The 12,932-nt window shown below is 45.7% G+C and carries 11 protein-coding genes; 4 read left to right on the forward strand and 7 right to left on the reverse strand.

Annotation, left to right across the window (positions count from 1 at the left end):
• Nucleotides 1–12 precede the first annotated feature (12 nt).
• The 4 genes from hemY to QMZ64_RS12880 form a co-directional block, all read right to left on the reverse strand.
• On the reverse strand, nt 13–1,425 hold the full coding sequence (gene hemY, locus QMZ64_RS12865) for a protoporphyrinogen oxidase (protein WP_265627441.1): 1,413 nt from the start codon (nt 1,423–1,425) through the stop codon (nt 13–15).
• 15 nt (nt 1,426–1,440) lie between these two features.
• Nucleotides 1,441–2,379 carry a ferrochelatase gene (gene hemH / locus QMZ64_RS12870; RefSeq protein ID WP_301441345.1) on the reverse strand — a complete coding sequence of 313 codons (939 nt, stop codon included), beginning with the start codon at nt 2,377–2,379 and terminating at the stop codon, nt 1,441–1,443.
• Between the two features lie 73 nt (nt 2,380–2,452).
• On the reverse strand, nt 2,453–3,514 hold the full coding sequence (gene hemE / locus QMZ64_RS12875; RefSeq protein WP_243939422.1) for a uroporphyrinogen decarboxylase: 1,062 nt from the start codon (nt 3,512–3,514) through the stop codon (nt 2,453–2,455).
• A gap of 125 nt (nt 3,515–3,639) precedes the next feature.
• Complete coding sequence (locus tag QMZ64_RS12880) at nt 3,640–5,778, reverse strand: transglycosylase domain-containing protein (RefSeq protein WP_265627442.1); 2,139 nt, start codon at nt 5,776–5,778, stop codon at nt 3,640–3,642.
• 132 nt (nt 5,779–5,910) lie between these two features.
• On the opposite strand from QMZ64_RS12880, the gene QMZ64_RS12885 reads away from it, so the two are divergent.
• The 3 genes from QMZ64_RS12885 (at nt 5,911) to QMZ64_RS12895 (ending at nt 9,125) form a co-directional block, all read left to right on the forward strand.
• Complete coding sequence (locus tag QMZ64_RS12885) at nt 5,911–6,414, forward strand: antibiotic biosynthesis monooxygenase family protein (RefSeq protein WP_243939418.1); 504 nt, start codon at nt 5,911–5,913, stop codon at nt 6,412–6,414.
• Nucleotides 6,415–6,731: 317 nt separating this feature from the next.
• Nucleotides 6,732–7,712, forward strand: a complete 981-nt coding sequence (locus QMZ64_RS12890) for a DUF6270 domain-containing protein (RefSeq protein WP_301441346.1) — start codon at nt 6,732–6,734, stop codon at nt 7,710–7,712.
• A gap of 252 nt (nt 7,713–7,964) precedes the next feature.
• Nucleotides 7,965–9,125 (forward strand): M20 family metallopeptidase, encoded by a 1,161-nt coding sequence (locus tag QMZ64_RS12895; RefSeq protein WP_265627841.1) that lies wholly within the window; start codon nt 7,965–7,967, stop codon nt 9,123–9,125.
• A 30-nt stretch (nt 9,126–9,155) separates the two neighbouring features.
• Here QMZ64_RS12895 and QMZ64_RS12900 read toward each other — a convergent pair whose 3' ends face one another.
• Genes QMZ64_RS12900 through QMZ64_RS12910 form a run of 3 tightly spaced genes read right to left on the reverse strand, consistent with a single transcriptional unit; the run spans nt 9,156 to nt 11,874 of the window.
• A complete protein-coding gene (locus tag QMZ64_RS12900) occupies nt 9,156–9,866 on the reverse strand; it encodes an EcsC family protein (protein WP_265627444.1) in 711 nt (236 codons plus the stop codon).
• Nucleotides 9,867–9,914: 48 nt separating this feature from the next.
• Nucleotides 9,915–11,141 (reverse strand): ABC transporter permease, encoded by a 1,227-nt coding sequence (locus QMZ64_RS12905; RefSeq protein WP_301441347.1) that lies wholly within the window; start codon nt 11,139–11,141, stop codon nt 9,915–9,917.
• The gene (locus tag QMZ64_RS12910) at nt 11,134–11,874 is read right to left on the reverse strand and encodes an ABC transporter ATP-binding protein (RefSeq protein ID WP_020450802.1); all 741 of its coding nucleotides are present in this window, start codon (nt 11,872–11,874) and stop codon (nt 11,134–11,136) included. Before QMZ64_RS12910 ends, QMZ64_RS12905 begins: the two co-directional genes overlap by 8 nt.
• 523 nt (nt 11,875–12,397) lie before the next feature.
• Here QMZ64_RS12910 and QMZ64_RS12915 point away from each other — a divergent pair.
• Nucleotides 12,398–12,817, forward strand: coding sequence for an HIT family protein (locus tag QMZ64_RS12915; RefSeq protein WP_020450801.1), 420 nt, complete (start codon nt 12,398–12,400; stop codon nt 12,815–12,817).
• Nucleotides 12,818–12,932 lie beyond the last annotated feature (115 nt).

The raw sequence follows: 12,932 nt of genomic DNA on the forward strand, positions 1-12,932 counted from the left end.
ATTTGCTCTTCTTTATTCGAAAAGGTGTGAGAGTACATCGGCTACGGCCTGTTTGCCTTGGTCGATGCAATCCGGAATGCCGACCCCTTCAAAAGAGGCCCCCGTCATGAAAACGCCCGGATATGACGCCTGTAACCCTTCCCTGATCTCTTTCATTCTTTTCTTATGGCCGACATGGTATTGCGGCATCGCTTCATGCCATCTTGTGATGCAGGTCATTTCCGGCTCACCGTCGATCTTCATAATCCGTTTTAAATCGTCGAGGACGATTTTCACCATCTCGTTATCCGACTGTTCGACAACGGACTCATCGCCGGCTTTCCCCACATAAGCCCTTAACAGGATTTTTCCTTCAGGCGTTGTACTCGGCCATTTTTTGTTTGTCCAAGTGCACGCCGTAATCGAAAAGTCGCTGTTTCTTGAAATGACAAAGCCTGTTCCTTGATGCTCCATTTGGACGGCTTCTTCCGGAAATCCGAGCGCCACATTGGCGACAGATGTTGACACCATATCTTCTAAACCCTTCAGCCAATCCGCTTTGGGAAACATCGCGGCAGCTGCTTTATGGGGAGCGGTGACCACGGCCGAATCGGCGTAAAGCAGCTTGCCGTTGTCAAGCTTCATGCTGTAGCCCGAGCCCGCGCGCTCAATGCTGACAACCTTTGTGCCTTTATAAACCTTTGTGATATCGAGCTGCTTTTCCAGTTCTTCAACAATCGTCTGCAGGCCGGTTTTCACCGTCTGGAACTGGCCTTTCTTTTTGTTTGCAGGCTTTTTGGCGCTCTGGGCGCCGCGCGATTTTTTCATCCCGATGATCAAGCTTCTGTACTTCTGTTCTGTCTGGTAGAATTGCGGGAAAGTCGACATCAGACTGAGGCGGTCAATGTCCCCGGCATAAATGCCTGACAAAAGCGGTTCGATCAGGTTCTCCACCACTTCACCTCCGACGCGTCTTCTGAAAAATTCTCCGAGCGACTGGTCTTCCTGCGGCTTGCTCGCCGGAAGCAGCAAATCCATTCCGGCTCTCAACTTCCCCGGCAAGGAAAACAAGCCCGTTGTCAGAAAAGGGCCGATTTTTGTCGGCACCCCCATCACGGCTCCTTCCGGAATCGGATAGAGCGTTTCGCTGACAAGAACATAAGACTGGCCTGTAGCGTTGTTCACGAGCAAGTGCTCCAGCCCGAGATCCTTCACGAGCTGAGGTGCGCTTTGCTTCCGTTCCAAAAATGAATCCGGCCCCCGTTCAATCACATAGCCGTCTTTGTGTACCGTCTGTATCTTTCCGCCCAGTCTCGGACTTGCTTCAACAAGCGTGACTTCGGCCGGGAGATCGTTCTTTTTGATTTCCTTCTCCAAGTAGAAGGCGGCGGCCAATCCGGTAATACCGCCGCCGATGATGACAATCTGCCTGCGTTCTCCACTCATTTACAATCGCCTTCTTTACTGTTCTTTCTCCAATTGTTTTAATACAACATCCGCTAAAGCATCGATAAACTCATGTTTTGCATTCGGCATTTCAGGTCTGTAATAGCTTGCTCCGATATCGTCCGTGACGACTTTGCATTCATAGTCGTTGTCATAAAGAACTTCCAAATGGTCGGCTACGAAGCCGACGGGAGCATAAACAAAAGCGCTGTACCCTTTTTGCTCTGACAAGTCGCGCGTCAAATCCTGAACATCCGGCCCAAGCCACGGATCAGGGGTGTTTCCTTCGCTTTGCCAGCCGACGGCGTAATCTTTTACACCCGCCGCTTCGGCAATCAGCTTCGCTGATTCTTTAAGCTGTTCAGGATATGGATCACCCATTTCGACGATCTTTTCGGGAAGGCTGTGCGCCGAAACAATCAAGACGGCGTTTTCCCTTTCTTCCGAAGGCATTTCGTCATAGGTTTTTCTCACTTGATCCGCCCAATATGCGATGAATTTCGGCTCATCATACCAGCTGTTGATCGATGTGATCGACAATCCGCCGAGCTTTTCAGCCTCGTCTTTCGCCCGCTTGTTGTACGACTGTACGCTGAAGGTGGAGAAATGGGGCGCGAGCACGATGCTGACGGCTTCTGTAATCCCGTCTTTATGCATCTCCTGAACGGCATACTCAATGAAAGGTTCGATATGTTTGAGACCGATATATGACTTGAATACCACATCATCCTGAAGCTCGTTTAAGCGTTTTTCCAGCTGCTTCGTCTGCTCTTGCGTGATCTTTGCAAGCGGAGAAATTCCGCCGATCGCCTTATAGCGGTCTTTTAAGTCCTGCAGCATGTCAGGCTCAGGCTTCCTGCCTCTTCTGATGTGTGTATAATAACGTTCAATGTCTTCCTCTTTGTACGGCGTCCCATACGCCATCACAAGAAGCCCCATTTTCTTTTTACCCAACGTGAACACCTCTTTAAAGATCATGATCTATACGTATTTTGACAGTTTATATTGAAAAGACCAACTGAAATGCTCATGTGATCAGGCTCGATTTTTTTGAGGCGGAATACTCATGAACAAATGCCGTCAATTTTTTCAGTGTGTCTGGACTGACTTCGGGAAAAATCCCGTGACCGAGGTTGAAAATAAACCGGTCCGTCTGCATGCCCTGATCGAGAATGGCTTTCGTCCTCTCTTCAATGACTTCCCACGGGGCAAGCAGGATCGAAGGGTCCAAATTCCCCTGAAGCGTTTTTGTCAGCCCTTTATCCCTGGCTTCCTGCACGCTCATCCGCCAGTCCAACCCGACGACGTCGAGGTCAAGATCGTGCCATTCAGTCGCAAGGTGGCTTGCGCCGACTCCGAACATAATCAGCGGCACGCCTTCTTTTTTCAGCTCTTTGAAAAGAATGTCCATCGTCGGCTTGATATAGCGGCAGTAATCACCGGCATTCAGCGCGCCGACCCATGAATCGAACACTTGAATGGCTTTGGCGCCGGCGCGGATTTGGGCTTTGACGTATACAGCCGCCATCTTCCCGAGCTTATTCATCAAGAGATCCCATGCAGCAGGCTGGCTGTACATAAACGCTTTTGTTTTATTGTAGTTTTTGGACGGGCCGCCTTCTATCATATAGCTGGCCAGTGTAAACGGCGCTCCTGTAAAGCCGATCAGCGGAACGTTCAGCTGTTCTTCTGTCAAGAGCCTGATCGTCTCCAGCACATATGGAATATGCTCCTCCGGCTCGAGTTCGCCGAGTTTTTCAACATCTGTGAGAGATGTGACCGGCTGATCGATGACAGGACCGATGCCGTTTTTAATTTCGACGTCAACGCCAATACCTGGAAGCGGTGTCATTATGTCTTTATAAAGTATTGCCGCATCGACACCGTACTGTTCGACGGGCAGTCTTGTCACATAAGCGCACAATTCGGGCTGATGGGTAATGTCAAACAGTCCGTACTTTTCCTTGAGCGCTCTGTACTCAGGCTGTGATCTTCCGGCCTGCCTCATGTACCATACCGGTACATGGGCGGCCTTTTCTCCTCGGCATGCTTTTAAGAATGTGTCATTAAAAGCCTTGTCGTTTTTCATCATGATATCCACCTTTCAAGCTGCAACCATACGTTCGCAAAATTACTCCTTCCAATATACCGTTTTTTTATTGAACGGTATACTCATGAGACTTATTGTTCAAGAAATTGATGAATTTCGGGTACCTAATGACCCGAAGGAAACACTTTCGGTTCGACATAATCAGTCCCTTTCCCCTCTGTTTTCGTCTGCGGATTGTACGGAACAATTTTATAGGAAGCATTGGAAAAGATGTTTGCATAAGGGATTGAATAGCTTCCTTTCCCCTTAACCGTATCGATGAGCGTTTCTTTTCCATTTTTCCTTTCATATATTCGGTATTCAACTCTTTTATCCTCTTGTTCATGCCATTTTAATGATACCGTAATCAGCCCCATCGGCGTAAAGGAGTAGTCTGCTTTAACACTTTCCAGATCTTCGAGGCGGATCGGCCTGTCCAGATCTTTTACACCTTCAGGCGCCTTAAATCGTTCAGGCTTATGGTTGGAGCGTTTTAAAATGTCTTTAAACAGCCTTGTCGGATAAGCGCTGCCGCCTTTTAAATAATGGGATTCATCCGTTTTATCGTAACCCATCCAGACAGCTCCCGTCACTTCGGGCGTATACCCCGCAAACCAGGCATCTTTTGTTCCGCCCTCTTTTCCGGTATACGTGGTCGACCCCGTTTTTCCTGCAATCTCTCCGGAAAAATCACCTGCTTTTCCTGTTCCGCTCTTCACGACCTCCTCCAGCATTCGCGTCATGTTCCAAGCTGTTTGTTTGCTGAATACCTTTTCTGATTTTTCCTCGTGGCGGAATATGACATCCCCGTTTTCGTCCGTGATTTTTTTAATAAAGAACGGCTCGGTGTATTGTCCTGAATTTGCGAAGGTTCGGTATGCCCCGGCAATCTCAAGCGGCGACACTCCTTTCTCTAAGCCGCCCAGCCCCAATGCCAGGCCCTCATCCGGCACGTTCATGCCTAAGCGGCTCAGATAAGGCTTCACCGTTTCGATTCCGATCTCATTTAACGTCCATACGGCAGGCGCGTTTTTGCTGTAAGTCAGCGCATCCACCATTGAGACCTTGCCCTCATACTGGCCGTCATAGTTTTTCGGCGAGTAGCCGCCGTATGACAGCTGTTTATCTTCAAGCATGGAGTACGGCTTGAACCGCTTTTCTTCAAGAGCTGGGCCGTAAACGGCAAGCGGTTTAAACGTCGAACCGGGCTGACGCGGGGCTGTTGCCCTGTTGTAGCCTTTCGGAGCGTATTCCCGGCCTCCGAGAGCGGCTACTACGCCGCCTGTCCGGTTATCGATAAAAACGGCGCTCCCTTCAGCTTTATTGTCTGTTCCGGGAAAATAGCCGTCCTGCTTCATCAGCGTGTAAGCCGCTTTTTGAATCGAAATGTCGAGCGGAACACTAATCGTGTATCCTCCTTGAAGAAGCTGTTCGCTCGAAATCGAATATTTGTCTTCTGCTTCTTTCATGACCAGATCAATATAGCTGTCAAGCCACGGATTTTTTGATTTTTCTTTCACATGGAGACCCAATGTGCTGCCTTGGGCTCTGACGGTTTCCTTTGAGCTGATATATCCCTGCTCATTCATCATGCCGAGAATGACATTGCGCCGCTCACGGCTTTTTTCCGGATTGAGAATGGGCGAATACGTGGACGGCGCTTTAGGAATGGAAGCAAGCACCGCTCCCTCACTGACCGTCAAGTCTTTCACATCTTTGCTAAAAAAGTAGTTTGCCGCCGCCTGGATTCCATAGACGCCGTGCCCGAAATAAAGCTGGTTCAAATACATTTCCAAAAGCTTGTCTTTGCTGTAGTCCCGCTCCAAGTTGATCGCGATAATGACTTCTTTCGTTTTTCTTAAAAACGTTTTGTCGTGTGTTAAAAAAGTGTTTTTTGCAAGCTGCTGGGTGATCGTACTTCCACCTTCCACTTTCCCTCCCGCTAATATATCTTTATAGACCGCACGGCTCACCGATTTAAAATCGATGCCGTGGTGCTCATAAAAGCGCTTGTCTTCAACCGCGATAAAGGCATTTTTTACGCCGTCCGGCACCTCGGCAATTGAAACAGGTCTTCTGTTTTCGGTATAGAGGCTTGCGACTTCTTCTCCATTTTGGTCGACGATTTTAGAAGAAGCATGGAAAATCAGTTTCTTTTCATCAATCACATAATCCCCCAGAAACAAAATCGTAATATATCCGATTAACGATAAAAGGAATATCGCCGCTGTAATGATGATTGGAATGAAAAATCTCTTTCTCATATGGTCACCTCATTCCTTTCTATAGCTAGTATGGGAATTTTTTCTTCAAATTATGTTGCAGCATTTATAGCGGGTAATAGATAGAATTTTAAATCGTCCTTTTGTTATACTATCAAAAAAGGGGTGATGAAATTGAATTTTTACATTACATACGGAACTGTCGAGTTTTTAAAAAAGCTCGCCAAACAGCACGGTCTTGAAAACATGTTATTTATGAAAAGCCACGATTCCGCCATTCTCTTTCACGAAACCGACGGAGAAAGCGTCTTTCATTCTCCGCACCGCTACGAAATCATCGATCAGTCGGGAACTTTGAAACATTCCGGATTCGCCGTCCTCAACAACATCCCTGTCACACCGGAAGGAAGACCGCTTTTCGAAACCCGTTTTAAAAACAGAGCCGGAAAAATCGAAAATCAGCCCGGTTTTAAAGCCCTCAGGGTGCTGAGGCCGAAAGACAGCGATACGTATATCGTCCTGACGCTGTGGGACACAGAACAGTCATTTCAGGACTGGAAAAGCTCCAAATCGTTCGGCGAAGCCCATCAAAAGAAGGAATCTTCAGCTGGAATTAACCAAGGCGGAACGATTTTTTCCCGCCCATCCTATATTTCTTCGTATCATTCTGTCGAATAACTGCCTTTTAAGGCAGTTTTTTTATTTCCGAGGAAATGAGCCCTTCCTTCACACTCTGACAGCCCAGGAATAAGCTGTATGAGGCTATGTTTTGGACAAGTGCGGTATTTTAATATCTGAAACATTTATCCCTCTCGAGTTCTAACAAACTCATAATGGTCGATACTTATCTGCAGAAGTGCCTTCATTAATTTATCGTCTACAGGGTTCGCTCACTTAATAATAAATAGAATATGAATTCAAATTATCAATGAAATTCAAATCATTTTTATGCTATTATTACGAGTTAATAGTAAATTAAGACTAGGATGATGTAAATGAAAAAGAAAATCGCTGTATTTGGTTCCTGTATTTCAAGAGATAATTTTAATACTCAATTTAATCCAAATTACAAAATGTTTTTTGATCTCGTTGGTGATCAACACCAAACTTCTTTTATAAGCATCACATCAAACCCCATTCCTTTTCAAGAGGATGATTCTATAAAAGAAATGGATGACTTTAACAAGTCCTTACTCAGATCTGAGTGTACTAAAGAATTTTTAAATAAACTTGTTGAGAATAAACCCGATTATTTATTAATTGACTGTTATTCCGATGTCTATAATGGTGTTATGGAAATAAGCGACGAAGTATTTATTACAGATAGCCCTAAATTTCAAAACCTTCCTTTATTTAAGCAAAATAAAAATCGTTTAAGAATTGATATTTCACCTAATGATTATTATTTACTTTGGGCATCACGGGTCAATCAGTTTTTTAAATTTTTGAAAGACAATTTGCCTGAATGCAAAATAATTTTGATTAAAGCAAGATTTTCCGACAAACTTCAGGATGGCAAAAGCCTGAACGAGGTTCGGAAACATTACAAATTCAGAACCATAGATGTCGAATTGCTGAATTCCTATTGGGATGTGTTCGATTATTATATAAGAGATAATTTCAATGTGAAAATAATTGATATGACTGAGAAAGAGTATTTATTGTCTACTAACCACCCCTGGGGTCGATATTACTGCCATTATACGGTTGACTTTAACCATGATATCTTTAATAAATTACAAAAGATTATTATTGAGGATACGGAAAAAGAGCTAAATGATTTAATAAAGAATCATACAAAATTGCAAGTATCTCATCAAAAATCACTTAAATTGACTAAAACTTTAAAGAAAAAAATTAATTTTTTTGAGAATGAATCTTTTCAACATGCAGTCAAAAGGTATTTATTGAAATATGAATATATTAGAAAACTCAATGATTTAATGAAAGGAAGAAAGCTGTCTAAAGACATTTGAAATATTTTTAAACAAGTCCTTACAAGGGTTTTTTTCGCAAATCTTAAATGTCTAGATGATTTGTTCAATATACTCTCCAGCGCATATGTCATAAACGCAATACTTATTGATAAAAAAAGCAAAGGTGTTGAACAGCGGCTTCAGTTGTCATAAAATTATAAAAACTTACCATTCCTAAAAGGAGGAATTTTTTTGAGCGCATCCGCATTCATCCGACAAATCAATGAGCAGCTTGATGCCCACTACGATGAAATGGTCAAATTGAGGCGCCATTTTCATCAGCACCCGGAGCTTTCTTTTCAAGAAAAGAAAACAGCCGCATTTATCGCTTCTTACTATGAAGCGCTCGGTATTCCTATCCGCACCAATGTCGGCGGAGGCGGAGTTCTCGCACACATCGAAGGCGGAGCGCCCGGCCCCGTCATTGCGCTTCGAGCCGATTTTGACGCGCTGCCCATTCATGATGAAAAAGATGTACCTTACCGGTCGACGGAGCCGGGAGTGATGCATGCCTGCGGACACGACGGGCACACGGCCACCCTGCTCGTCCTCGCGAAAATTTTGAATGAACATGCCCACCGTTTAAAAGGAAAGATCGTCCTCATCCATCAGCACGCCGAGGAATATTCGCCGGGCGGAGCCAGGCCGATGATTGAAGACGGCTGTCTTGACGGTGTTGACGTGATTTTCGGAACCCATTTGTGGGCTACAGAGCCGACGGGAACCGTTCAATATCGAACAGGACCGATCATGGCCGCTGCGGACCGTTTTACGATTACGATTAAAGGCAAAGGCGGGCATGGCGCACAGCCTCATAAAACAAAAGACGCCGTGTTGATCGGATCGCAGATCGTCGCTTCACTCCAGCAGATTGTCAGCCGCAGGCTCGATCCGACTCAGCCGGCAGTCGTTTCGATAGGTTCATTTGTTGCCGAAAACTCCTTTAATGTCATCGCTGATAAAGCCGTTTTAATCGGGACGGCGCGTTCCTTCAATGAAGAAATCCGCACCTTGATTGAAAACGAAATTGAACAGATTGCAAAGGGGATATGCGGCATGCATGGCGCTGACTGTGACTATTCCTTTGAAAGAGGCTATCCGCCTGTCTGCAACCATCCGGAAGAAACGGCTTTTCTCGCAAACATCGCCAAACAGACAGAAGGCGTCGAAAACGTCGAGGAAAGCGGCATGCAAATGGGCGGGGAAGATTTCGCTTACTACCTGGAGCACGTCAAAGGGACATTCTTCTTTACAGGCGCCCGTCCTGAAAATCCGGACGCGGTGTTTCCCCATCACCATCCGAAATTCGATCTTGATGAAAAAGCGCTGCTGATCGCAGCCAAGGTGCTGGCAAATGCCGCGATCTCCTATCAGGAGAAAGAGCAGGCGCTCCGCGAAACGCCTGCAATGTAACAGCCGAAAAAGCAAAAAACAGCCGGATCATCAATATCCGGCTGTCTCATGTATCAACCTCATATGGAAAACGTGCCTCGCTGTTTCCCCAAGATGCCCAAGCAGCTTATAGTTAGCCGTTCCGCCTATGACCGCGCCGAAGCCCGGCACAAGCTGAAACAGCTTGACAAGATCGAGATAGTCCCGGTATTCCTGCTGAAAAGCCTGCCAATCGATTTCGCGCTTTTCGGTTTCCCAATGTTCAATCATGCGGAAAATTTCTTTTCGGTGCGCTTCCCCGGAGAAGGCGAGCTGAAAAATATACAGAAGAAACATCCGCTCTTCTTTCTCCTTAATATCGTATCCGTAAATCGACGCCAATTCAAACAGGCATTTCATTTTGATGCCAAGTAAAAGCGGAAAGTCCGCCAGTCCGAGAAAAATCCCGCCTGCGCCTGTTCCGACCCCTTCAACTGCAGCCGCCTTTTGATACTGGACGATCGTCTTCTGAGCCAGCTCATCTTTTTCCCTTAGCGAAAGCGCGCCTGTTTTCTTGTCAAAAGTCGTCAAATTCGAGCCGAGCAAAGTGGCCTCGACCATCTTTTTAATGCTTTCTGTTATCGCTTTGTGAACTTTGGCGGGAATGCGGGCGTTGATTTTCGACTGCACGCTTTTCGACATCCGCTCAGCCATCGACGGCTTTCTGAGAAACTTCATTTTCCAGCGGATCGCTTCCTCCAAATAAAGCTGGTTTTCATTCATGCGCCACTCACCTCTTCTTTCATGATACTTGCTTAAAAAGAAAAGGATTCATGATCTCTTGGCATTTTTCTTTAATCTGCTGCTGAAATAAGGCTTCAAAATTACAAATATAAGCAATGTGGAGCCGGCCAGTCCGGCGAGCATCCCGATCCACTGCATCATGGCTCCGGCAACAGCAGACAAAACAAGCGCCTGGACGCTCAGAACAATGTGAAGCAAGCCGAAAAAGCTCTTCCGCTTTTCTTCCGCTTTGACGGGATAAAGCTCCTGCAATGACAAGTGTGAGAAATGATCAAACAGCGGCATCAGCTGAATTCCTGTAATGAATACGGTAAAGACGATGAGCGCGGCAGAAACCCACTCATATGTCGAAAAATAAGCGATGATGATACCAAAAATTGCGGTCAGTCTGACGACGATACCGAAATAGTCGTTTGATCTGATAAATGTCCTTCCGTACATATATGTAAATGTCCGGCGCTGTTCATACGGAATAAACCGGAGCATCCAATCGAGATATGCTCTTCTTTTCGCCTGCTTTCTAAGATGGGGAACGTCTGTGAATAGGTTCGCAATTCTGTAGAACCGCTGCTTTCTTCTGATTTCGTCTTCAATATGCAGCTCCCATTTAAACGATTTTTTCTTATCAATCATTTTAAAATACACATACAGGGCGGCCATGATCAGGTAGACAGCTGCTGCAAATCCGTATGAAGACGCTAAAGCGAAATAGATCGCGATCGTGTTAAGAAGCAGTCTGACAATCCAGTCGGTGACCCTCATGTTTTTTTCGCCGAAAAACGTCATTCGCCATTGCATCGCTGTGTTCCATCCTTTTAAGACGAGCAGTTGAATCAGCAAGATGAAGTACGCGGAAAAAGCCTTGCCGCTCGCTTCAAAATAGAGCGGCGCCAAAGCGAGGGCCGCGGCGGCCAGCGGAAACAGCTGCGTCAAAAAACTGAATCGGAAAGCCTGCTGAAAATACGGCTCAATCTTTGCTTCGAGCGGCAGCAAAAAGACGAGGTCCGCTTCTTTAATCAGCGTGCGGACGTACGAGCCTGTCAAAATGAACGAAAAGATGACGGCCATCACCCAATAGGCGGGAAAACCTTCGGGCATCTCTTTCAGCCATTTGCTGTACCAGCTCGCAGCTCCTGCAAGGAAAAAAATCATGACGATGACAAGGTGGTCATTCAGCATGTACTTCAAATATGATCTTGTTTCTTTGACATACTCCTCAATTCTTGTCTTCCAAATCCCCAGAATGCTATTCATAGCTCTCTTCCTTCGTCAGTTCAAGATACAGGTCGTCGAGGCTCGCTTCTTCCATCGAAAACTGTTCCCTGAGCTCATCAAGCGTTCCTTTCGCCCTCACTTCGCCGTTATGGAGAATAATGAAGGAGTCGCAATACCGCTCTGCCGTTGCCAAAATATGCGTCGACATCAAAACGGCTGCGCCGTTTTTCTTCGCTTCGTTCATCCGCTCAAGAAGGGCATTGATCGCCAGCGGATCAAGACCGAGAAACGGTTCATCTATAATGTACAGGTCGGGTTCAACAAGGAAAGCGCACATGATCATAACCTTCTGCTTCATTCCTTTTGAAAAATGGGCGGGGAACCATTTCAGGCGCTTTTCCATTCTGAATTCTTTCAAAAGCGGCGGAAGCCTTTTCTCGAACGTTTCCTTGGAAAGGCCGTACGCCATCGCCGTCAGCTCCAAATGCTCCTTCAATGTCAGCTCTTCATATAAAATCGGCGTTTCCGGAATAAACGTAAATTGGGAACGATAGCTTTCCGGATCGTCCATGAACGTTTTGCCGTTCAATTCAACCGATCCTTTGTGCGGTTCCATTAAGCCGATGATATGCCGGATCGTCGTGCTTTTCCCCGCTCCGTTCAAACCGATCAGCCCGACGATCTGCTCCCGTTCAATCGCAAATGAAACATCGCGCAGCACCGGGTTTCTTGTATACCCTCCAGTTAACTCATTTACAGTCAATAGTGACATACGTTCGTTCCTTTCCTGCATTTTTCTTAATAGTACCAAAAACAAGAATGTATTTGAAACGTTTTCCCTCTCGCTTTTCGGCCTTAAAATAAAACGAATAATCGAATGCGCATCAGGACATTCTAATTCTTGAAGAAGGGAAAGCTTATCAACTCTGGCGAATGAGGTGTTTGTCAAAGACAAAATCGGCAAGAGTTCCTGAGTATGAAACATGTCAAGCTTAGAAATTTCTTTCATCCACTGAATTGAGAAAGCACCTGCTTTATTTGACATCTCCGTCATATAAAAAAGGTGTGACGATCAAATGAGGTGTTTGTCGCAGGAAATGTATAGGCGTTACAAGCTTTCATTTTGACGAAAATGGGTGCTTGCAAAAGGCAGTTAACGTTTCTTCATTAAAGCGAACCTTCTTCAGGCAGGGTGAACGTTGGAGCCGTTCATCCTGTTTTTCGTGTTTTCACGCAAATTGTGGTAATATGTTGCTTATACATAACCTTTCCCTAATGGAAAAAGGAGGAAAAGTATGAGCGACTGTATTTTCTGCAAAATCATAAACGGAGAAATCCCTTGTGCAAAGGTATTTGAAAATGAACATGTGCTGGCTTTTCTCGACATCAGCCAAGTCACAAAAGGGCACACGCTTGTGATTCCAAAAGTTCATAAAACCAATATTTACGAAATGACACCTGATGTTTCTAGGGAATTTTTTGAAGCGGTTCCGAAAATCGCCCAAGCTATCAAAGACGAATACGAGCCGATCGGCTTAAACCTTCTGAATAACAATGGCGAAAAAGCGGGGCAGTCCGTCTTCCACTATCACATGCACATCATCCCCCGCTACGGCAAAGGAGACGGATTCGGAGCCGTCTGGAAAACACATGCGGACGACTATTCACCGGAAGACTTGCAGAACATTGCAGCTTCCATCAACAAGCACCTGTAATCGAGACATTGTCCAAGGGCGCCGGCAGCTGCCGGCGTCTTTTTGTGAAAAAGAAAACCCTAGGCTAGGCCTAGGGTTCCAAAAAGCTTTCAGCGTTGTATTAAGAAAACTCCCC

It is taken from the genome of Bacillus sp. LB7 (assembly GCF_030449715.1).
Classification (GTDB): Bacteria; Bacillota; Bacilli; order Bacillales; family Bacillaceae; genus Bacillus; species Bacillus paralicheniformis.